The sequence below is a fragment of the Streptomyces sp. GbtcB7 genome, assembly GCF_019091445.1.
GTDB classification, from domain to species: domain Bacteria; phylum Actinomycetota; class Actinomycetes; order Streptomycetales; family Streptomycetaceae; genus Streptomyces; species Streptomyces mirabilis.
In genome coordinates, this window is sequence record NZ_JAGXJM010000003.1 from 270,493 (window position 1) to 290,870 (window position 20,378).

Here is a 20,378-nt window from a genome sequence, read left to right on the forward strand (position 1 = left end):
GTCGCATGGGACGGAGAGCGGGACGGTATGGGCGAGTTCTGGCCAGTGACGGACGTGCTCGCCCACCTGGGCGGGAGCTGGCGGGTGGAGCGCTCGGTGCGGGATCTCGCGAGCGGTGCGGAGGGGCGGTTCACGGGGACGACGGTTTTCGGCCCGCTGGGGGAACCGGGAGCTCCGCACGGACTTCTGCACCAGGAATCCGGCACGTTCGTGTGGCAGGGCACGCCCCGGCCCGCCGAACGGACGCTGCGGTTCCTGCCGGGGCCGAGCCCGGCGACGGCCCTCGTCCAGTTCTCCGACGGCCGCCCCTTCCACGACCTGGACCTGAGCACCGGCCGGTACGTCGCCGACCACCCGTGCGCGGCGGACCTCTACCGGGGCGAGTTCACGGTGCGGGACGAGGACCACTGGCGCACGGTGTGGCGGGTGGGCGGCCCCGCCAAGGACCTGGTCCTCACGACCGACTACACACGGATCTCCTAGGCGTGCTGCGGCACGCCTTCCAGGCGCAGGTTCCAGCGGCCGTTGACGCCGGTGAGGGTGATCGTCGACAGGGGGCGGACGTCGATGTTCCAGTACGTCGAGGGCTGGGCCTTGAGCGCGTAGACGAGCGCGGCCCGCACCACCGAGGGTTCTGCCACCGCGACGATCCGGCTGCCGTCGTCCGCCGGGCGGGTGTCGAGCCAGCCTCCGACGCGGGAGATGAACGAGGTCAGGGACTCACCGCCGTGCGGGGCGGAGCGCGGATCGGCGAGCCAGGCGTCGACCGCCGACGGCTCGCGGGCCATCGCCTCACCCAGCGTGAAGCCGCGCCAGCGGCCCATGTCGCAGTCGCGCAGCGCGGGTTGCGCCAGCGGCGCGTACCCGAGGGCGTCGCCGGTGGCGCGGCTGCGCGGGGTCGGCGAGCAGTAGCGCAGCTCGGCCGCCGCCAGTGGCACCAGTTCCGGGGCGGCGCGCTGCACTTCGTCCCAGCCGGCCTGGTCCAGCGGCCGGTCGTCCTCGAAGCGTTCGGCCAACAGCGAGGAGCTGCGAGCGGCGGCGACGAAAGTGACCCGAAGATGCATGCGGAGATCGTGGAGTGCGGGACTCCGCAGGTCAATAGGTGTTACGCAAGGTATACGCAGGCTTGGCGGAGTGTGCTTGCCGAAGCGGACCTGTCGGAGGGGGCGGGGCCGGGCCCGCAGGGGGATCCCCCTGGGGGCCACTGGGGGTCAGCCGGCGGAGGTGTCGAGGTCGGTGTCGGGGATCCAGGAGCCGTGGATGCCGCCGGTGACCCGGCGCGGGAGGTGGACCGTCGCGATCCGGTCGAGGCCTGAGGCGTCCAGGACCAGGAGCTGGGAGGCGTCCTGCTTGAGGTCGGAGACGACGGAGAGCAGGTAGCCGTCGTCCTCGCGGGTGGCGCCGGCGGCGGGGACGAACACGGCCTCGCTGGGGAGGCGGGCGTCGCCGACCCGGTGGACGCGGCGGGCGCCGCCGGTGCGGTCGTACTTGACGATGCCGTAGCCGCCGTAGCCGTCCTGGTCGGGGAAGGAGACCGCGTACTGGTAGCGGTGCTCGGCGCCGAGGAAGTCCTCGTTGAGGGTGGGGAATTCGACGGCGAGGTCGTCGATGATCTGCTCGTCCACGCTGCCGGCGGCCAGGTCGACGACCCATCGGCGGTCGTAGGAGCGGGTGTTGGGCTCGGCGCCGCGGCCGGGCGCGCCGACCCACCAGTTCCACTCTTGGGTGTCAACGCACCCCCGTCGGTGCCGGTCACCTCAGTACCCCGTCGCACGCCGCCCTCAGCCGTCGCACCCCCTCCGTGATCTCCCCCGTCCCCCCGACCGCCACGAAACTCAACCGGAGGTGCCCCGCAGGGGGCTCCGCGCTGAAGTAGGGGCGGCCGGGAGCGACGGCCACGCCCTCGCGGAGGGCCGCGAAGACCAGGGCGGACTCGTCGGTGCCGTCGGGCAGGCGGAGCCACAGGTGGTAGCCGCCGGAGGGGATGTGGGGCAGGGCGAGTTCGGGGAGCGTCAGTCGGAGCGCGGCCGTCATCGTGTCGCGCCGGTTCCTCAACTCGGCGGACACGGCCCGCAGATGACGGGGCCAGGCGGGCGAGCCGACCAGTTCGAGCGCGGCCTCCTGAAAGGGACGCGGCACGAAGAAGGTGTCCACGACCTGGATGGCACGCAGTCGTTCGAGGACCGGACCGCGCGCGGCCAGCGCACCGACCCGGAAGCTCGGCGAGGTCGCCTTGGTCAGGGAGGAGACGTGCACGACGACCCCGTCGGGATCCTCCGCGGCCAGCGGACGCGGCAGGGGCCCAGCGTCCTCGTGGACCAGACGTCGTACGAAGTCGTCCTCGATGACGAAGGCGCCCGCCTCACGCGCGATCCGCACCACGTCGGCGCGCCGCTCGGGGGCGAGCACGGCGCCGGTCGGGTTCTGGAACAGCGGCTGGCAGACGAACACCCGGGCGCCGGTCGCCCTGAAGGCGTCGGCGAGGAGGTCCGGTTTCACTCCGTCCGCGTCGACCGGTACGGGTACTGGCCTGAGGCCCGCCGCGCGGGCGATCGCCAGCATGCCCGGGTACGTGGGCGACTCGACCAGGACCGGGGCCCCCGGCGGGGCGAGTGCCCTGAGCGCGGTGGTCAGCGCGGACTGGCCGCCCGCCGTGATGAGCACCTCCGCGGCGGTGATCGCACCGCCGATTCCCCGCGCGAACCACTCGCGCAGCTCCGTCAGCCCTTCCATCGGCGGCCGCGACCAGGCTCCCGGACGCCGGCCCGCCCGCGACAGGGCCGCCCCCATGGCCCGCTCGGGCTGGAGCGAGGGGTGCAGATAGCCGCCGTTGAACTCGACGACGCCGGGCGGCGGGGCGGCGAGCGAGGCGAGGACCCCGGAGGCGTCCACCGTGCGCGGGACGAGTTCCGTCGCGGCGTCCGCGCTCAGCGTGACCTCCTGCCAGGAGGTGTCCCCGGCGGGCGCGGCGGACGTACGCGGGTGCGCGCGGAACGCGCCGGCGCCCGGCCGGGTCACCACCAGCCCCTCGGCGGCGAGTTGAGCCAGTGCCCGCGACACCGTCACCGGGCTCACCCGGAACCGCTCGACGAGTGCCCGACTCGATGGCAGCTTTCCACCGGGTGAGTAGCGGTTCAGCTCCCGTCGCAGCTGATTCGCCAGATCTCCGACACTGCTACGCTCTTGCATGAGAGCACAGAGTAGCGCTATTGACCAGATCGGGATAGCGGTCAGCACGCCCAGGACGCCCGAACAGGGGCCCCCGGCGGACCGCCGTTCCGGCACCCTCCAGGCCGCGCTCGGCGTCACCGCCTTCTCCCTCACCTTCCCCGCCACCGCCTGGGGCCTGGAGGGCTTCGGCCCCTGGTCTCTGGTGGCCGTGCGCAGCGTCCTCGCCGCCGTCATCGCGGGCGGCTGTCTGCTGGCGCTGCGCGTGCCCGTACCGGCCCGCCGGCACTGGGCGGGGCTCGCCGTGGTGGCCGCCGGTGTCGTGCTCGGCTTCCCCCTGCTGACGACGCTCGCGCTGCAGACGTCCACCACCGCGCACGCGGCCGTGGTCGTCGGGCTGCTGCCGCTGACGACCGCGCTGCTGTCGGCGCTGCGGACCGGCGCGCGCCCCTCACGGATGTTCTGGGGCGCCGCCCTCGCGGGCGCGGCCGCGGTGATCGCGTTCACCGTGCAGCAGAGCGGTGGGGCGCTGAGCAGCGCGGACGCCTATCTCTTCGGGGCGCTGCTGATCTGCGCCGCCGGCTACACCGAGGGCGGCCGGCTCGCCCGGACCATGCCCGGGTGGCAGGTCATCGGCTGGGCGCTGGTCCTGTGTCTGCCGCTGTCGGTGCCGGGCGCGCTGGTGGCGCTGTCGTACGAGCCGGTCCACCTGTCGGCGCACAGCGTGGCGGGGCTGCTGTGGGTGGCCGCCGGATCGCAGTTCCTGGGGCTGGTCGTCTGGTACCGCGGGATGGCGGCGATCGGAATTCCCAAGGCCAGCCAGTTGCAGCTGGCGCAGCCGCTGCTCACACTGGTGTGGTCGGTACTGCTCCTCGGCGAGCAGCTCACACCGGCCGCACCGCTGACGGCCGCGGCCGTGCTGATCTGCATCGCGCTCACCCAGCGAGCGCGGGGCTGAGCCCCAGGACCGTTACTCCCGCAGATGACGAGGAGACCCTTCAGATGCATGCAGACGTGGGCGACAAGCTCGTGCAGCACGGCAGGGTTGTCGGACAGCACGACAAGGTCGCGGAGATCACCGAAGTAATAGGAACGGAGGGCACGCCCCCGTACCGCGTGCGCTTCACCGACGGGCACGAGGCGATCTGCTCACCGGGCCCCGACTCGGAAATCCGTCACAAGGACCCGCTGTAGACATTCGGTCACAAGAACCCGCTGTAGACATTGGGCAGATTCAGCGCGCGGGTCGCGCCGACCGCTGGTAGTGGTCGGACACGACCCGCGCCATCGCTCCGACGCGGTCGACGTCGACCTCCTTCGCGGAGAAGAAGACGTGTCCGCGCACTTGTGTGTGGTCGCGCGCGAAGGTGAGGTGCCGGGAGAGTTCGGCCAAGTCCTGCCAGGCCGCGGGCTGCGCGGGGTCACCGGCCTTGTAGAGCGCTTCCCCGATGTACAGCTCCACGCCCGTGCCCTGCGTGACCGCCGCCCACCAGGGCACGAGCTTCGCGTAGTCGGCGGCGGCGAAGCCGAGGTTCCAGTAGACCTGCGGGACGATGTAGTCGATCCACCGCTCGCGGACCCATTTCCTGGTGTCGGCGTACAGATCGTCGTACGTCTGCACGGCGGCCCGGGTGTCCGAGCCCCGCGGGTCGCTCGCGTGGTTGCGCCACACCCCGAACGGGCTGATCCCGAAGCGGGTACCGGGCCGGATCTGCGGGATGCGGGTGGCCGTCTCCCGCACCAGTCTGTCGATGTTGTCGCGCCGCCAGGCGGCCCGGCCCGCGAAGCCCGCGCCGTGCGTCCGGTACGCCGCGTCGTCGTCGAAGACCTGGCCGGCGACCGGGTACGGGTAGAAGTAGTCGTCCCAGTGCACGGCGTCGAACGCATACTTCCGCACCGCGTCGAGCATCGCGTCCTGGACGAAGGCGCGGACCTCGGGCAACCCGGGGTTGTAGTAGAGCCTGCCGCCATAGGGGATGACCCAGTCGGGGTGCTTGCGGGCCGGGTGAGTCGCCACGAGTCTGCCGGGGTCGGTGTGGTTCGCGACGCGGTACGGGTTGAACCAGGCGTGCAGTTCGAGGCCGCGCGCGTGAGCCTCCCGCACCGCCGTGCCGAGCGGGTCCCAGCCCGGGTCCCTGCCCTGGACGCCGGTGAGGTACTGCGACCACGGCTCGTACGACGAGGGCCAGAACGCGTCGGCCGTGGGGCGGACCTGGAAGAACACGGCGTTCAAGCGGCGGTCGACCGCCCTGTCGAGGTGGGCGAGGAGTTCGGCGCGCTGCCGGGCGACGGACAGGCCGGCCCGCGAGGGCCAGTCGCGGTTGATGACGGTCGACAGCCACATGCCCCGCAGCTCGGAGGCCGTCCGTGGCCGACCGGGCCCCCGGGTTCCCCCGGAACGGGGTACGGCAGCCGAGTCCTCCGCCGGGCCGAGACCCGGCTCCCCCTCCGTGACGAGGCCAGGCTCCCCCGTCGTGACGAGACCCGTCAGCGTCGCCATCGCCGCCACGGTGAACGCCCGCCGCGACCCCCGCCCCGTCCCCGCCGTCCGCCCCACCGCACCCCGCTCCTCCACGCTCCGGATCCGTCCGGTCACGGATCGTCTCCTCGGCCAGCATGCCCCACCCGGGCGATCGATCATCGATACTTCGGAGTAACGTGCACGGGACGTGCACGATCGGAGCAGGCACCGAACAACGGGGGCCCTGCGACAGCCGTAGATCAGCGAAGGGGACGATGTGACCGACATCGAACGCGTCGGAGTGGTGGGCTGCGGCCAGATGGGAGCGGGCATCGCCGAGGTCTGCGCCCGCGCGGGTCTCGACGTCAAGGTCGCCGAGACCACCGGTGAGGCCCTGGAGATCGGCCGTACCCGGCTGTTCAACTCCCTCGCCAAGGCCGCCGAGCGCGGAAAGATCTCCGCGGACGAGCTCACCGCCACCCAGGAGCGGCTCAGCTTCACCACCGACCTCGGCGAGTTCGCCGACCGCGATCTGGTGATCGAGGCGGTCGTCGAGAACGAGCAGGTGAAGACCGAGATCTTCCAGGTGCTCGACCAGGTGGTGACCCGGCAGGACGCGATCCTCGCCTCCAACACCTCCTCCATCCCGCTGGTGCGCCTCGCGGTCGCCACCTCGCGCCCCGACCAGGTCGTCGGCATCCACTTCTTCAACCCGGCTCCGGTGCAGCAGCTCGTCGAACTGATCCCGGCGCTCACCACCTCCGAGGGCACCCTCGGCCGGGCTCAGCTGTTCGCCGAGAAGGCCCTCGGCAAGCACGCGATCCGCGCCCAGGACCGCTCCGGGTTCGTCGTCAACGCGCTGCTGATCCCGTATCTGCTCTCCGCGATCCGGATGTTCGAGTCGGGCATCGCCAGCCGCGAGGACATCGACAACGGCATGGAGCTGGGCTGCGCCCACCCGATGGGCCCGCTCAAGCTCTCCGACCTGATCGGCCTGGACACGGTGGCCTCGGTCGCCTATTCGATGTACGAGGAGTACAAGGAGCCGCTGTACGCCGCTCCCCCGCTGCTCCAGCGCATGGTGGACGCGGGCCGGCTCGGCCGGAAGTCCGGCTCGGGCTTCTACACCTACGCCTGATCAGGTACGGTCGCCCCCTTTTCGTACCGTCACCTGATCACGTACGGTGAAACTCAGGCGTACGCGGGCCCGGCACCCCTTTCGGTGCCGGGTCCGCGCCATTCACACGCCGTGTGCGCGCCGGGCTCGCATATGCCCCTCGCACACGCTCCCCACGCGTCCACCAGGCGAGTTGACTTTCCGTGCGCATCCAAGGGATGTGACGACTACGGAAAGGAGCGGACCCGTGACCGCCGACCCGGAGCATCCCGTGGTCCATGGAGAACTCGCAGAGTTACGCCGTCGCCTAGACGTGGCATACGCACGCGTCGAGGGAGGGCACGCCCTGCTCAGTCACCGCGCCGAACAGACCGCCAAGGAGCTCGACGACCTGAGCGCACGGGTCGTCGCCCTGGAACACACCCGCTGGCCACTGCCCGCGATCGCGGCCCTCACGGCCGTGGGCGCACTCGCCGTGGCGGTCTGGCAGGCTCTCGGGCGCTAACGCTCAGGACGCCGTGGGGGGATGGATCGGGGCAACGCGTCCTGCCCGAGCCTGAGGTGATGCAGGAGGAGTAGCGCGGCAGCCATATTGGCGGCCGGGACCTCGCCGCGGGCGACCATGTCGGGGACGAGCTTGAGGGGAACCCATTCCCGACGGTCGGACTCGAAGTCGTCCACGGGGTGTCCGATGTACGCGCCTTCGTCGGCCCAGAAGATGTGGTGCCGGGCGTCGGTGAGCCCGTTGGAGGGCTCGACGCTCATCAGATGGCGCAGGGGTCCCGGTCGCCAGCCGGTCTCCTCCTCGAGTTCGCGGGCCGCCGCGACGGCGATGTCCTCGCCGTCCTCGACGACGCCCGCCGCGAGTTCCCAGCCCCAGCTGTCGGTGATGAAGCGGTGCCGCCACAGGAGCAGTACCTCATTGGCCTCGTTCACCACCGTGGCCACGGCCACCGGACGCAGCCGTATCAAAAAGTGATCGAGGTGCCGACCGTCCGGCAGCTCGACATCTGCGAGATTGACGCTGAACCAGCGGTTTGCGTACACAGTTTGTTCGTTCTGTTTCGTCCACTGCACGGTTCTGCCACCTTCCGCCGAGTAGATGGCAATATCGCAGCAGGAGCGTCCTGACAGCAGGCGCACAGCAGCGCACAGTGCACGGTGCGGCGGCGGGACTCGGTGGTCTACAGCGGTACGCGCAGTGCTCCGTCGATGAGTTCGGCGGCCTCGGCCGTGCCCGCACAGCCGCTGCGCACCAGGTGTTCGCGTACCGCGCGCAGTCTGTCGCGCAGCCGCTGGGACTCCATTCCCCGGGCCTGCTCGGCCATTTGGACGGCGGTGGCCACCGCCTTGTCGGCGTTCCCCTGCCGCAGCTCGATCTGACTGAGCATCGCGAGACGGTGCACGCGCCCCCGGTCGTGCGCCGGAGTGTCCACGGCCGCCTCGGCGTGCGCCGCGGCGGCCACCAGGTCACCGAGGCTCAGCAGTGCCTCCGCCACCTGTACGTTGACCAGACCGGGCTGGACATAGCCGGTCTCGTCCGGTTCGTAACCGCGCCGGATGCGCTCGGCGGCCTGTTCGGCACGCCGGATGCAGGACAGCGCGCTGCTGCCGTCGCCGAGGTGTGCGTACGCCTTCGCCTGCATGGCGTAGAGGTCCGAGGCGAGCGCCGGGGTGATGTGCCGGCCGGCGGCGCGCAGCGCGGCCTCCGCGAAGGCGACGGCCTGCCGGTGCTCGCGCATGAACAGCGACTGGTTGACCAGCAGCGCTATGACGTACGCCCCAAGACCCCGGTCCCCGCTGGCCTTCGCCAGCCGCAGCGCCTGGTGGAAGTAGCGCTGGGCGAGCCCGTGCGCGTCGGAGTCGTAGGCGCAGATCCCCGCGATGGCGACCAGGCCGCCCGTCGCACGGTGGAGCTGACGGCCGGTGGCGTCGGGATAACTGCCGCGCAGCAGGGGCGCGGTCTCCGCGTTGAGGAAACCGACGATCCGGCTGCGGGTCGCCACCCCGCCCGCCTTGCGGTACATCTGCTCGTAGTGGGCGCGGGCCGCGCGCAGCATCTCGATGTCGGCCATGCTCACGTGGTGGCGGCCGCCGCGTGAGACGTCCACGTCCTCGGGCGGGTTCTCCCACTCCCACACCGGCATCACTGCGGGCGTTCCGGTGACGGCCGGGGCGCCGAGGAGGTGCGGGCGCTGCTGTTCGTCGGAGCGCCACAGGGCGGTGGCGCGCTCCACGAAACCGGAGAGCGAGGTGCCGTGCGGGGCGGACGGCTCGCCGGGCACGCCGAGGCCGATGTCGTCGAGGGTGACGGGCCGGTGCAGGCGCCCCGCGAGCACCTCACAGATCAGGTCGGGCACCTGGCCGCGCGGGCGTTGACCCTTCAACCACCGTGCCACAGCCGTGTGTTCGTATCTGAGCGCGAGGCCGCGTGCCCTCCCCGCCTGGTTGACATGCGCGGCGAGTCCGGCGTGCGAGATGCCGGCCTCGTCGAGTATCGCGTCGAGCAGAGTGTTGGGCTGCATTCGGGCCCCCGGGTGGCTCGGTGGCGACAGTGCGGTCAGAGTAATCCGTCCCCTGTGCTTGTGGGTCCCCCTTCACACGGGGTGTGAACCGAACGCTCGTATCCGTACCGTGTGCACGCTGTCGCGCAGAGTTCCTTGCCGGTTGACTGAAATGCCTCGCAAGAGGCCGGCCGGGCCGCCGGCTCCCCCTCGTACAGTGCGGCGGCTCGGCTCCGCCGGTTGAGCGGGGTCACTGAGAGAGCTGTGCCTACCCGATGTGGCGGGCCACGGTGCAGCCCTGCTGCGTCGGGACGACTCGGCTGCGGTCGTTGCGGAGGATCAGTACAGCCACGTCGTCCGCCGGTCTGCCACCGGTGTGGCGCAACAGGCGGGTGAAGACCGCCCTGAGAACGGTCTGCGGGGAGACGGGCTGGGTACGGACGGCCTCGGCGAGCGTGGCGGGCAGTGGGAAGAAGCAGCCTTTGGGGTCGCGGGCGTCCTCCACTCCGTCGGTGTGCAGGAACAGGGCCTCGCCGGGGAGGAGTCGGCCGCACCGGCTGGCCGCCAGTTCGGCGGGGAGCGGGAACGGGCCGAGCGGGGGCAGCGGTTCGGCTCCCGTGAGTGGTTCGACGCGACCGGTGCCCAGTCGGTACGGCGACGGGTGACCGCAGTTGAGGGCGTACACCTCGCCGTCACGGCGGATCTCCAGGAGCAGTACGGTGACGAACTCCTCGGCGACCGGGCTGTCGGGGTCCGGGCCCGCCGAGGGGTGTTCGGCGCGCGCCCGTTCGCGCAGGTGCCGGGCCAGGGCGCGTTCCAGCCGCCGAAGCACACTGGCGAGCTCGGGTTCGTCGTGCACGGCCTCGCGGAAGCTGCCGAGGACGGCGGCGACGGTTCCGATGGCGCCGAGGCCGTGTCCGCGCACGTCGCCCATGACGACCCGTACGCCGTGCTCGGTGGCGATCACCTCGTACAGGTCACCGCCGATGTTCGCGCCATGGTCGGCGGAGAGCTGGGCCGCGGCGATGTTGAGGCCGTCGATGCGTGGCGGCAGCGGTCGCAGCAGCACGCTCTGGGCGGCGCCCGCGACCTTGCGGATCTGCCTCAGCTCCCGCAGCAGCGCCCGTCTGACGTGGAGGATCAGTCCAGTGCCGACGGCGAAGAAGACGGCGCTGGTGACGATCCGCGCCTCGAGGCCGTCCCGCTGGGCGAGCGGGCAGGTCATTTTGTACGTGATGGCGATCGCGCCCCAGGCGGTGGGCAGCCCCAGGCTCAGTACCCGCCGCAGGGGCCGCCGCTCGGCCCGGCGCACCGTCCGGTCGAGACCGTCCGGCGCACCGCCACCGTGGACCGTCCGGGCCAGTCGCACGCGCGGTCCGCCCCGGCTCACCGCCCGGACGAGCCCGGCCCGCAGACCGCTCCCCCGGGGTCGCGCCCGGAGGCCCACTCGAGCCGGCCCCCGCGAATTCGTCCGGGACGTCGCCCTGCGGGGAGCCCCAGCCTTGATACGGATCATGCCGATTGGCCCCCCAATAGGCCCTGACAGCGCAGACGACCTTCAAGAGGCCGGTCCGATTCTGTCGACCACATGCCCCGATCGGGCCAGATCGCCCCGACTTGCCACCCGAATGAGTGACACGGCTTCGGACAACCGCATTTATGCAGGTGGGCCAGGGAAAGCGCGCCCCAAAGGGGCGCGGGGAACTGCGCGCCCAGCCACGACATACGCGCGGCCGAAGGACAACCCGCAGTTCCCCGGCACTGCCGACGGAGCTAGCTCCGCAACACCGCCCCCGTACGCTCAGCGGCGAGCGCCACGGCCACGTCACGCGCCGCGGAGGCCTCGTCGACGGTCAGCGTGCGGTCGTCGGCGCGGAACCGCAGCGCGTAGGCCAGGGACTTCTTGCCCTCGCCGAGCTGCTCACTGTTCTCGTAGACGTCGAACAGGCGGATGGACTCCAGGAGTTCACCCGCGCCCTCGCGCAGCGCCGCCTCGACGTCCACGTGCGGGACGGTCTTGTCGACGACCAGAGCAACGTCCTGGGTGGCGACGGGGAAGGTCGAGATCTTCGGGCCCTTGGGGAGGCCCGCGCTCGCCTGCTCCAGCGCGTCCAGGTCGAGCTCCATCGCACAGGTGCGCGCGGGCAGACCCAGGGTCTTCAGGACACCGGGGTGCAGCTCACCGGCGTACCCGATGACCTTCTCCTGGCCGTCGACGACGACGGCCAGTTCGGCGCAGCGACCCGGGTGCCACGGCCCGTACTGCCCGGAACGGACGAGGAGTTCGGTCCCCGCCTCGTGGGCCAGCGAGCGCGCGGCCTCGATCGCGTCGGCCCAGTCGGCCGGGCGCCCCTTGCCCCACCAGCCGGCCTGCTCGCGGGCGCCCGCGAGGACGACGGCGGCGTGCCGGGGCTGAACGGGGAGCGCGGCCGTGAGGGACGCGATCTCCTCGTCGGTGGGACGGCGGTCGACGGGCAGCCGGCCCGCGACGCGCAGTTCGTCCTGCGGCTGGAAGACGAGCCCGGTCTCGAAGAGCGCCAGGTCGTGGCTGCCGCGGCCGTCGTTGCGGCGCAGGGCGTGCAGCAGGCCCGGCAGCAGCGTCGTACGGAGCGCGGGCTCCTCGTCGGAGAGCGGGTTGACCAGCTTGACGACCTTGCGCTTCGGGTCGTCGGCGGCCAGGCCGAGCTGGTCGAAGACGTGCTCTCCGATGAACGGGTAGTTCAGCGCCTCGACGTATCCGGCGCCGGCCAGCGCGCGGCCGATCCGGCGGTGCAGCCGCTGCCGGCCGGTCAGGCCCAGGCCCGCGGGAGGCTTCGGCAGGGTCGAGGGCAGGTTCTCGTAGCCCTCGAGCCGGATGACCTCTTCGGCCAGGTCGTTCGGGTCCGTCAGGTCGGGCCGCCAGGACGGCACGGTGACGATCAGCTCGTCCTGCCCGTAGACGTCGCAGCCGACCTGCTGGAGGCGGCGGACGACGGTCTCGCGGCCGTAGTCGACACCGGCCACCTTGTCCGGGTGGTTCGCCGGGATGGTGATGCTGTGCGGCGCGGAGGGCGCGATGGCTTCGGTGACCCCGGCGTCGGCGGTGCCGCCGGCGAGGAGGACGAGGAGGTCGACCGTGCGCTGGGCGGCGGCCGAGGCTGCCTGCGGGTCGACGCCGCGCTCGAAGCGCTTGGACGCCTCGGAGGCCAGCTTGTGACGGCGGGCCGTGCGCGCGATGGAGAGCGCGTCGAAGTGCGCGGCCTCGATGACGACCTCGGTGGTGGTGCCGTCGGTGTCGTCGATCTCCGTGTTCGCGCCACCCATGACGCCCGCGAGGCCGATGGCGCCGCGGTCGTCGGTGATGACCAGGTCCTCGGCGTCCAGCGTGCGCGTGACGCCGTCGAGGGTGGTGAGCTTCTCGCCCTGCTCGGCCCGGCGCACACCGATCGCGCCCTGGACGCGGGTGCGGTCGTACGCGTGCAGGGGCTGGCCGAGCTCCAGCATCACGTAGTTGGTGATGTCGACGGCGAGCGAGATCGGACGCATGCCCGCCTTCTGGAGGCGGCGGCGCAGCCAGATCGGCGAGAGGGTCTCGGGGTCGAGGCCCGTCACCGTCCGCGCGGTGAAGCGGTCGCAGCCCATCGGGTCGGAGACCCGCACCGGGTAGCCGAACGCGTTCGGGGCCGGTACGTCGAGCAGCGCGGGGTCCATCAGCGGCAGGCCGTAGGCGATGGCGGCCTCGCGGGCCACGCCACGCATCGACAGGGCGTAGCCGCGGTCGGGCGTGACGGCGATGTCGAGGACCTCGTCGACGAGCTGGAGCAGCTCGATCGCGTCGGTGCCCACCTCGATCTCCGGCGGCAGGACGATGATGCCGCCGCTGCCGTCGTCGCCCATGCCCAGCTCGTCACCGGAGCAGATCATGCCGTGCGAGGTCTTGCCGTACGTCTGGCGCGCGGCGATCGCGAAGTTGCCGGGCAGCACGGCGCCGGGCAGGACCACGACGACCTTGTCACCGACGGCGAAGTTGCGGGCGCCGCAGACGATCTCCTGGAGCTCACCGGTGCCGTTGGCGGTGCCGACGTCGACGAGGCAGAAGCGGATGGGCTTCTTGAAGCCCTCCAGTTCCTCGATGGACCGCACCTGGCCGACGACCAGGGGACCCTTGAGGTCGGCGCCGAGCTGCTCGACGGTCTCGACCTCGAGGCCTGCCGAAATGAGCTTGGCCTGGACGTCGCGGCCGGTCTCCGTCGCCGGCAGGTCGACGTACTCCCGCAGCCAAGAAAGCGGGACCCGCATCAGATCTCCATCCCGAACGGCCGGGTGAACCGGACGTCACCCTCGACCATGTCTCGCATGTCTTCGACGTTGTGGCGGAACATCAGCATCCGCTCGATGCCGAACCCGAAGGCGAATCCGCTGTACTTCTCCGGGTCGACGCCACAGGCGACCAGCACCCGCGGGTTGACCATGCCGCAGCCGCCCAGCTCGATCCAGCCTTCGGAGGAGCAGGTCCGGCAGGGGCGGTCGGGGTTGCCGACGGACTCGCCCTTGCAGACGTAGCAGAGCATGTCCATCTCGGCGGACGGCTCGGTGAAGGGGAAGTAGTTCGGGCGCAGCCGGGTCTTCATGTCGGCGCCGAAGAGCGACTGGACCATGTGGTCGAGGGTGCCCTTGAGGTCGGCCATGGTCAGGCCCTCGTCGACGGCGAGGAGCTCGATCTGGTGGAAGACCGGGGTGTGCGTGGCGTCCAGCTCGTCCGTGCGGAACACCCGGCCGGGGCAGACGACGTAGACCGGCGGCTCGCGGTCCAGCATGGCGCGGGCCTGCACGGGCGAGGTGTGGGTGCGCAGCACGACACCGGACTCGCCGTGGTCGCCCGTCGGGCCCTCGACGAAGAAGGTGTCCTGCATCTGCCGGGCCGGGTGGTCGGGCGTGAAGTTCAGGGCGTCGAAGTTGAACCACTCCGCCTCGACCTCGGGGCCCTCGGCGATCTCGTATCCCATGGACACGAAGACGTCGGCGACGCGCTCCATCATGGTGGTCAGCGGGTGGCGGGCGCCCGCCGGTACTCGGTCGTACGGCAGCGTGACGTCCACCGCCTCCTCGACCAGCACCCGGGCGTCGCGCTCGGCCTCCAGCTCGGCCTGGCGGGCGCCGAGGGCCTTGTTCACCGCGCCCCGGGCCTGGCCGACCAGCTTGCCCGCGGCGGCCTTGGCGTGCGGGGGCAGGGCGCCGATCTCGCGGTTGGCGAGGGCCAGCGGCGAGGTGCCGCCGGTGTGGGCGACCTTGGCCTCCTGGAGCGCGTCGAGGTCACCGGCGGCGGCGAAGGCGGCGAGCGCCTCGTCCCGCATGCGCTCGATCTCTTCCGGTTTCAAGGCCTCGACCTCTACAGGGTCGTACGACTTATTCGGTGCCGACATCTCTTCCCGTGCTTCCGTTGGCTGGCGGATGGTCCCCGTCCCGACTCGGGGGACGCATGGTCCCTGAAACGGGGACGCAAAGGTGCCAAAGGCCGAGTCTAACGGGGTGGGAGCCGACCTCGGACGCGCAGTCCAAGGGGTGGCTCCGGTACGACTGCGCCCGTGGGGCCTCTTCGGCGTTACAGCAGGTACGCCGGGGTGCCCACGGGCAACGTAAATCGGAACTCGGCACCGCCGCCGGGGGCGCGGCCGACCGTGATGGTGCCGCCGTGGGCCTCGACGATGCCCTTGACGATGTACAGCCCGAGGCCCGTGCCGCCGCGCTTGCTGCCCCGCCAGAAGCGGGTGAAGACGCGGTTCATGGACTCCTCCGGGATGCCGGTGCCCTCGTCGCTCACGGTGACCGACGTGGCCGCGTTCTCGCCGTCCTCGCGCTCACGCGGGGACGCCGAGGGCGTGACGTCAATAGTGACGGTTCCCTCGCCGTGCCGCACCGCGTTTTCGAGCAGGTTGCTCAGCACCTGGTCGATCTTGTCCGGGTCGGCCCACAGGGGCGGCAGGGGCTGTTCGATGCGCAGCAGGAAGCGGTCGGCGGGCTGGCCCGAGGTGACGTACGCCTGGATGTGGCGGCCGACGGCGGCGCCGATGTCGACGGGCTGGCGGCGCACTTCCAGTCGGCCGGAGTCGATGCGGGAGATGTCGAGCAGCTCGGCGATGAGCCGGGTGACGCGGTTGGCGTCGGCGTCGACGGTCTCCAGCATGAGTTTCTTCTGGTCGTCGGTGAAGCGTTCCCACTTGGCGAGCAGGGTGGCGGTGAAGCCCTTGACCGAGGTGAGCGGGGAGCGCAGCTCGTGGGCGACCGTGGCGATCAGCTCGGCGTGACTGCGCTCGGTGCGGCGGCGGGCCTCGGTGTCGCGCAGCGAGACGACGACGCGGCGGACGGGCCCGGTGGGCGCGGTGCGTACGTAGCGCGCGGTGACGAGCACCTCACGTCCCCCGGGGAGCAGCAGATTCCGCTCGGGCTGTCCGACGCGGATCGCGAGGCCGCCGTACGGGTCGGTCAGCTGCCACCAGCGACGGCCTTCGAGGTCCTCCAGGGGAAGGGCCGACTCCAGGTGGCGTCCGAGGGCGGCGGCGGCGGGGACGGCGGTGATGCGGGCGGCGGCGGCGTTGAAGCGGATGACCCGGCCGTTCTCGTCGGCGATGACGAGTCCGTCGGGCAGGTCGTCGGGGTCGATACCGAGTTCGCCCCCTGGTTCCGACCCGGGGCCGACACCGTGATCGGCGTCATGATCGGCATCGAGCCGATCGTCGTGCTGCCCGGCGCGCCGAGGCGCGGGTGTGTCGCGCACGTCCCGTGCGCGCGGTGCGCTCTTCGCACCGCTCGTGCCGACACCCATCCCCGTACCCCACCTCTCGTCTGGCGCAGTGGGCCCCCGAGCCCGTCACCCTACTAGCTGTCGGTGACGGAGCGGCACCCTCCGGAGGCGCGCTGTGCACGGGCGGACGCGTAGAGACATACGGCGGCGGCCGTCGCGAGGTTCAGACTCTCGGCCTTTCCGTGGATCGGTACGCGCACGACGGCGTCCGCCAGCGCGCGCGTCTCCTCCGGGAGCCCCCAGGCCTCGTTGCCGAACACCCAGGCGGTGGGGCCGCCCATGGTCCCCTTGTCGAGCTCGTCGTCGAGGTCGTCCTCGCCCGCGCCGTCCGCGGCGAGGATCCGTACGCCGGCGTCCTTGAGGCCCTGCACGGCTGCCTCCACGGGCACGCCGACGGCCACCGGCAGGTGAAAGAGGGAACCGACCGAGGCCCGTACGGCCTTGGGGTTGTACAGGTCGACGGACGCGTCGGTGAGTACGACGGCCTCGGCGCCGGCGGCGTCGGCGCACCGCAGCACCGTGCCGGCGTTCCCGGGGTCGCGGACGTGCGCGAGTACGGCGACGAGCTTGGGGCGGGCCGCGAGGATCTCCTCGAACGGGGTGTCGAGGAACCGGCAGATCCCGACGAGTCCCTGCGGTGTGACGGTGGTCGAGATGTCGGCGATCACCTCCTCGTCGGCGAGGTGCACCCGGGCTCCGGCGGCCCGGGCGTCCCCGACGATGTCGGCGTAGCGCTCCGCGGCCTCGACGGTCGCGAACAGTTCGACGAGCGTGGCCGCCTCGTCGACGCGGTGCGCCGCCGCCTCGCGCACGGCCTGCGGTCCCTCGGCGAGGAACAACCGCTCCTTGCCGCGGAAGTTCCGCCGGGCGAGCCGCCGCGCGGCGGCTACGCGCGGCGAGCGCGGGGAGATCAGCTCGGGGGCGGCGGGCATGGGGTCACCTCAGGGGGTTGCGGAGGGTTCGGCTTGGGATAGGGCGGGGCCGGGTCCCCTCGAAGAAGAAGACGAGAACGGGGTCTGTGTGTCCATGCCGACTGCGGCCGGGACCGGGGCCGGGGCCGGGGCTTCCGGGACCGGGCCGACGAGTCGCCCGCCGTCACCGGCCAGCGTCCGGTGACCGCGATCCCGGCGGACTCGGACGCCCGGTCCGGCAGAACTACGACGAGCCGGTGCCGGACTCTCGGTCCGACTGAGCTCCGACGGAGAACGACGACCCTGCACACCACGTCCACCAGAACGAAGCCCCGCCGTCGGTCCCGGGACCGACGGGTTGGGTGCCCCCGCCGGAGGCCAGGCATCGGCCGGGACGGAGTCTCGCCGCCGGGCCCGAAACCAACCGGCGCCAGGGGTCCCTACCAGAGGCCAGACGTCCGCCGAGTCGGAGCCCCACCAGACCCGGGCCAACCGGCTAGGTGCCCCCGGCCGGAGGCCAGGCGACGGCCGGGACGGAGTCCCGCCACCAGACCCGGGCCAACCGGCCAGCTATCCCCGCCAGAGGCCAGACGTCCGCCGAGACGGAACCCCGCCGCCAGGCCCGGAACCAACCGGCTGGGTGCCCCCGCCGGAGGCCAGGCGTCCGCCGGGACGGATCCCGCCGCCAGACCCGGCCCGACCGGCTAGGTATCCCGCCTGAGGCCAGGCATCGGCCGGGACGGACCCCAGCCGCCAGGCCCGGAACCGACCGGCCAGGTATCCCCGCCGGAGGCCGGGCATCGGCCGGGACGGAACCCGCCGCCGGACCCGGGGCCAACCGGCTGGGTATCCCGCTGGAGGGCTTAGGTGTTGCGGGTGGGCTTCGTCTGCCCGGTGGGGGCAGCGGACACGGCACGTCAGGCGTGGCGTTCGGTGCCGAGCCGGGCAGGGGTTCCCGCGCCGCAGGCGCTTCTCCCCCCGCCGTCGCGGCGCTCAGCCGCGACGGCGGAATCCGGCGGTGCCGAACCGACATCGCCCACGCGCAGCGTGCCTCGACAGGCCGGCGGAGCCCAAACGCACCGGGACCCGCAAGCCGTGAGGCAAGCGGGTCCACAGCGACGTACGGCTCAGGCGAGCGCGAGCGTCACGCGGCCTTCGGCGCGTTGACGTCCGACGGCAGCGCCTTCTGCGCGACCTCGACGAGCGCGGCGAACGCACCGGCGTCGTTCACGGCCAGCTCGGCCAGGATCTTGCGGTCGACCTCGATGTTCGCGGCCTTCAGACCCTGGATGAAGCGGTTGTACGTGATGCCGTTGGCGCGGGCAGCGGCGTTGATGCGCTGGATCCACAGCTGCCGGAAGTCGCCCTTGCGCTTCTTGCGGTCGTTGTAGTTGTAGACCAGCGAGTGGGTGACCTGCTCCTTGGCCTTGCGGTACAGGCGCGAACGCTGACCGCGGTAGCCGGAGGCCGCCTCGAGGATCGCCCGGCGCTTCTTGTGGGCGTTGACTGCCCGCTTGACGCGTGCCACTTTTTAACTCCTTGTAGCGGGGCCGTGGATGTCGTCACACGGCCCGAAATCGATTGGGTCCCGGTCGGAGATCAGGCGCGCGGTGCGCGCCCGACGTCACTTGCCGAGAAGCTTCTTGATCTTCTTGGCGTCGCCCGGGGCCATCTCGGCGTTGCCGGTGAGGCGGCGCGTCAGGCGCGACGACTTGTGCTCGAGCAGGTGGCGCTTGCCGGCGCGCTCACGGAGCACCTTGCCGGAGCCGGTGACCTTGAAGCGCTTGCTGGCACCGCTGTGCGACTTGTTCTTCGGCATAGCGCCGTTCTCTCCTCGTCAGTGGCGTTCCGATGCCCGGTCGTTAAACCGGGCACGGTGGAACGTCATGTATGTATCGATTGACATCCCCGGACTCACGTCCCGTGGACTCCATGGACTGTCGTCCCGGACTCCCCGGAGCCTTCGCCCTGGGATCAGGCCTCGGCGGAAGCCTCGGCCGGGGCCTCGGCGGTCTCGGCCTCGGAGGTCTCGCCCTCGGCGATCTCACCCTCGGCGATCTCACCGTCGGCGGCGTTCTGCGAGCGGCCGGGGTTGGCCTTCGCTTCTGCCTTACGAGCCGCCTGGGCCTCACGGGCCTCGGCCATCGCCTCGGTCTTCTTCTTGTGCGGACCGAGAACCATGATCATGTTTCGGCCGTCCTGCTTCGGGTTCGACTCGACGAACCCGAGGTCCTCGACGTCCGAAGCCAGACGCTGCAGCAGTCGGTAGCCGAGCTCCGGCCGGGACTGCTCGCGACCGCGGAACATGATCGTGATCTTGACCTTGTCGCCCTGCTTGAGGAACCGGACGACGTGACCCTTTTTGGTGTCATAGTCGTGCGGGTCGATCTTCGGCCGGAGCTTCATTTCCTTGATGACCGTGTGCGCCTGGTTCTTGCGCGCCTCACGGGCCTTCATGGCCGACTCGTACTTGAACTTCCCGTAGTCCATGAGCTTGCAGACCGGCGGACGTGCGCTCGCCGCCACCTCGACCAGGTCGAGGTCGTACTCCTGCGCAAGCTCCAGCGCCTTGGCAAGCGGAACAATCCCGACCTGCTCGCCGCTGGGACCGACAAGTCGCACCTCGGGAACGCGAATCCGGTCGTTAATGCGGGGCTCGGTGCTGATGGATCCTCCTCGGTAGCACCACACGGCGGTCTGGCGGACAGCCGCGTATGTCTCTGATGACATTGGACCAACCACCGCGGGGCATGAAAAATGCCCCGGACGGTACACAGGCGGGGCTCCAAGGAATACCGGAGCACCGCCGCGGTGAACCGCGGGGCGCACATTCGGGCGACTCCACCGTCCGTACGGAACGGTGGTGGCCACCTGACCGGGTGACCCGCCATCCCTGAGGACGGTCGGGTGGGAGATCGGAGCCTCCACTTGTGGGCCGAGCACGCTGACATACGTCTGGGCGCATCCGGCCGGTCGTTACACAAGGTTAGCAGCTCCCCCGGGCCCGCGCTAACCGAGCGCCTCCGCGCTCCCGCGGACGGGTGCCTGCGTGCCGGGGCCTATCGTGTGGGACATGAGTGACACCCCTCCCCAGAACCCCGACTTCGACAGCATGACCCGCGACATCGCCGAGGTCCCCGCGGTCGAGGTCCTCGTGACGGTCGCCGTCAACCTGATGAGCGCCGCCGCCGTGAAGCTCGGTCTCACCGAGGAGGGCGACAAGTACAAGGACCTCGACGAGGCGCGCAAGCTGATCCACGCGCTGGCCGGACTGCTCGACGCGAGCGCGACCGAGATCAGCTCCTTCCACGCGTCCCCGCTGCGCGACGGCCTGAAGTCGCTGCAGCTGGCGTTCCGCGAGGCGTCGATCGTCCCGGACGAGCCGGGCCAGGGCCCGGGCGAGAAGTACACGGGCCCGATCTACGGCTAGGACCTG

The 20,378-nt window shown here is 71.4% G+C and carries 19 protein-coding genes and 1 pseudogene; 6 read left to right on the forward strand and 14 right to left on the reverse strand.

Features of this window, described 5'->3' with window-relative positions; all coding sequences use genetic code 11:
* The first annotated feature begins 27 nt into the window (after positions 1-27).
* Complete coding sequence (locus KVT44_RS06570) at positions 28-483, forward strand: DUF6314 family protein (RefSeq protein WP_217566374.1); 456 nt, start codon at positions 28-30, stop codon at positions 481-483.
* On the opposite strand, the gene KVT44_RS06575 is transcribed toward KVT44_RS06570, so the two are convergent.
* The 3 genes and pseudogenes from KVT44_RS06575 to KVT44_RS06585 all read right to left on the reverse strand — a co-directional run bounded on the left by KVT44_RS06575 (position 480) and on the right by KVT44_RS06585 (position 3,189).
* Positions 480-1,064 carry a histidine phosphatase family protein gene (locus tag KVT44_RS06575; protein WP_099923636.1) on the reverse strand — a complete coding sequence of 195 codons (585 nt, stop codon included), beginning with the start codon at positions 1,062-1,064 and terminating at the stop codon, positions 480-482. The two genes, KVT44_RS06570 and KVT44_RS06575, sit on opposite strands and share 4 nt — an antisense overlap.
* Positions 1,065-1,211: 147 nt before the next feature.
* Positions 1,212-1,661: pseudogene (locus tag KVT44_RS06580) on the reverse strand (carotenoid oxygenase family protein); the annotation flags it as partial.
* Between the two features lie 91 nt (positions 1,662-1,752).
* Positions 1,753-3,189 (reverse strand): PLP-dependent aminotransferase family protein, encoded by a 1,437-nt coding sequence (locus KVT44_RS06585; RefSeq protein ID WP_217566375.1) that lies wholly within the window; start codon positions 3,187-3,189, stop codon positions 1,753-1,755.
* Here KVT44_RS06585 and KVT44_RS06590 point away from each other — a divergent pair.
* Both KVT44_RS06590 and KVT44_RS06595 read left to right on the forward strand, forming a co-directional pair.
* Positions 3,188-4,126 (forward strand): DMT family transporter, encoded by a 939-nt coding sequence (locus KVT44_RS06590; RefSeq protein ID WP_099923631.1) that lies wholly within the window; start codon positions 3,188-3,190, stop codon positions 4,124-4,126. The two genes, KVT44_RS06585 and KVT44_RS06590, sit on opposite strands and share 2 nt — an antisense overlap.
* 44 nt (positions 4,127-4,170) lie before the next feature.
* Positions 4,171-4,362, forward strand: a complete 192-nt coding sequence (locus KVT44_RS06595) for a DUF1918 domain-containing protein (protein WP_054230651.1) — start codon at positions 4,171-4,173, stop codon at positions 4,360-4,362.
* Positions 4,363-4,402: 40 nt separating this feature from the next.
* On the opposite strand, the gene KVT44_RS06600 is transcribed toward KVT44_RS06595, so the two are convergent.
* Entirely contained in the window at positions 4,403-5,668 is a 1,266-nt protein-coding gene (locus KVT44_RS06600) for a glycoside hydrolase family 10 protein (RefSeq protein ID WP_217566504.1), read from the reverse strand.
* Positions 5,669-5,906: 238 nt separating this feature from the next.
* On the opposite strand from KVT44_RS06600, the gene KVT44_RS06605 reads away from it, so the two are divergent.
* Positions 5,907-6,767, forward strand: coding sequence for a 3-hydroxybutyryl-CoA dehydrogenase (locus KVT44_RS06605; protein WP_164331669.1), 861 nt, complete (start codon positions 5,907-5,909; stop codon positions 6,765-6,767).
* Positions 6,768-6,993: 226 nt separating this feature from the next.
* The gene (locus tag KVT44_RS06610) at positions 6,994-7,251 is read left to right on the forward strand and encodes a hypothetical protein (protein ID WP_054236124.1); all 258 of its coding nucleotides are present in this window, start codon (positions 6,994-6,996) and stop codon (positions 7,249-7,251) included.
* Here KVT44_RS06610 and KVT44_RS06615 read toward each other — a convergent pair.
* The 10 genes from KVT44_RS06615 to infC all read right to left on the reverse strand — a co-directional run bounded on the left by KVT44_RS06615 (position 7,248) and on the right by infC (position 19,633).
* Entirely contained in the window at positions 7,248-7,823 is a 576-nt protein-coding gene (locus KVT44_RS06615) for an NUDIX hydrolase (RefSeq protein ID WP_067365642.1), read from the reverse strand. The genes KVT44_RS06610 and KVT44_RS06615 overlap by 4 nt on opposite strands.
* A 107-nt stretch (positions 7,824-7,930) precedes the next feature.
* Positions 7,931-9,271 carry a transcriptional regulator gene (locus KVT44_RS06620; protein ID WP_099923597.1) on the reverse strand — a complete coding sequence of 447 codons (1,341 nt, stop codon included), beginning with the start codon at positions 9,269-9,271 and terminating at the stop codon, positions 7,931-7,933.
* 247 nt (positions 9,272-9,518) lie between these two features.
* Entirely contained in the window at positions 9,519-10,475 is a 957-nt protein-coding gene (locus KVT44_RS06625; protein ID WP_190169805.1) for a PP2C family protein-serine/threonine phosphatase, read from the reverse strand.
* 548 nt (positions 10,476-11,023) lie between these two features.
* Positions 11,024-13,528: a phenylalanine--tRNA ligase subunit beta gene (pheT, locus tag KVT44_RS06630; protein WP_217566376.1), complete on the reverse strand. Its 2,505-nt coding sequence runs from the start codon at positions 13,526-13,528 to the stop codon at positions 11,024-11,026.
* Positions 13,528-14,652, reverse strand: coding sequence for a phenylalanine--tRNA ligase subunit alpha (pheS, locus tag KVT44_RS06635; RefSeq protein WP_095855645.1), 1,125 nt, complete (start codon positions 14,650-14,652; stop codon positions 13,528-13,530). The genes pheT and pheS overlap by 1 nt, the downstream gene beginning before the upstream one ends.
* 179 nt (positions 14,653-14,831) lie before the next feature.
* Positions 14,832-16,052 (reverse strand): ATP-binding protein, encoded by a 1,221-nt coding sequence (locus KVT44_RS06640; protein ID WP_099923595.1) that lies wholly within the window; start codon positions 16,050-16,052, stop codon positions 14,832-14,834.
* A 53-nt stretch (positions 16,053-16,105) separates the two neighbouring features.
* Positions 16,106-16,963, reverse strand: coding sequence for an RNA methyltransferase (locus KVT44_RS06645; protein ID WP_075027645.1), 858 nt, complete (start codon positions 16,961-16,963; stop codon positions 16,106-16,108).
* Between the two features lie 1,123 nt (positions 16,964-18,086).
* Positions 18,087-18,470, reverse strand: coding sequence for a 50S ribosomal protein L20 (rplT, locus tag KVT44_RS06650; RefSeq protein ID WP_054236131.1), 384 nt, complete (start codon positions 18,468-18,470; stop codon positions 18,087-18,089).
* 96 nt (positions 18,471-18,566) lie between these two features.
* On the reverse strand, positions 18,567-18,761 hold the full coding sequence (rpmI, locus tag KVT44_RS06655) for a 50S ribosomal protein L35 (protein WP_007829094.1): 195 nt from the start codon (positions 18,759-18,761) through the stop codon (positions 18,567-18,569).
* A gap of 155 nt (positions 18,762-18,916) precedes the next feature.
* Positions 18,917-19,633, reverse strand: coding sequence for a translation initiation factor IF-3 (gene infC / locus KVT44_RS06660; protein WP_217566505.1), 717 nt, complete (start codon positions 19,631-19,633; stop codon positions 18,917-18,919).
* Between the two features lie 382 nt (positions 19,634-20,015).
* Between infC and KVT44_RS06665 the strand changes: the two genes are divergently transcribed.
* Positions 20,016-20,372: a DUF1844 domain-containing protein gene (locus KVT44_RS06665; RefSeq protein WP_054236133.1), complete on the forward strand. Its 357-nt coding sequence runs from the start codon at positions 20,016-20,018 to the stop codon at positions 20,370-20,372.
* Positions 20,373-20,378 lie beyond the last annotated feature (6 nt).

Bases quoted from the DNA above. Each gene is read 5' to 3' on its own strand.
- KVT44_RS06620 (WP_099923597.1), bottom strand. From the start codon at position 9,271: ATGCAGCCCAACACTCTGCTCGACGCGATACTCGACGAGGCCGGCATC.
- KVT44_RS06575 (WP_099923636.1), bottom strand. From the start codon at position 1,064: ATGCATCTTCGGGTCACTTTCGTCGCCGCCGCTCGCAGCTCCTCGCTG.
- KVT44_RS06625 (WP_190169805.1), bottom strand. From the start codon at position 10,475: ATGACCTGCCCGCTCGCCCAGCGGGACGGCCTCGAGGCGCGGATCGTC.
- KVT44_RS06595 (WP_054230651.1), top strand. From the start codon at position 4,171: ATGCATGCAGACGTGGGCGACAAGCTCGTGCAGCACGGCAGGGTTGTC.
- KVT44_RS06645 (WP_075027645.1), bottom strand. From the start codon at position 16,963: ATGCCCGCCGCCCCCGAGCTGATCTCCCCGCGCTCGCCGCGCGTAGCC.
- KVT44_RS06640 (WP_099923595.1), bottom strand. From the start codon at position 16,052: ATGGGTGTCGGCACGAGCGGTGCGAAGAGCGCACCGCGCGCACGGGAC.
- KVT44_RS06585 (WP_217566375.1), bottom strand. From the start codon at position 3,189: ATGCAAGAGCGTAGCAGTGTCGGAGATCTGGCGAATCAGCTGCGACGG.
- KVT44_RS06600 (WP_217566504.1), bottom strand. From the start codon at position 5,668: ATGGCGACGCTGACGGGTCTCGTCACGACGGGGGAGCCTGGCCTCGTC.
- rpmI (WP_007829094.1), bottom strand. From the start codon at position 18,761: ATGCCGAAGAACAAGTCGCACAGCGGTGCCAGCAAGCGCTTCAAGGTC.
- KVT44_RS06590 (WP_099923631.1), top strand. From the start codon at position 3,188: ATGAGAGCACAGAGTAGCGCTATTGACCAGATCGGGATAGCGGTCAGC.
- pheS (WP_095855645.1), bottom strand. From the start codon at position 14,652: ATGTCGGCACCGAATAAGTCGTACGACCCTGTAGAGGTCGAGGCCTTG.
- pheT (WP_217566376.1), bottom strand. From the start codon at position 13,528: ATGCGGGTCCCGCTTTCTTGGCTGCGGGAGTACGTCGACCTGCCGGCG.
- KVT44_RS06570 (WP_217566374.1), top strand. From the start codon at position 28: ATGGGCGAGTTCTGGCCAGTGACGGACGTGCTCGCCCACCTGGGCGGG.
- KVT44_RS06665 (WP_054236133.1), top strand. From the start codon at position 20,016: ATGAGTGACACCCCTCCCCAGAACCCCGACTTCGACAGCATGACCCGC.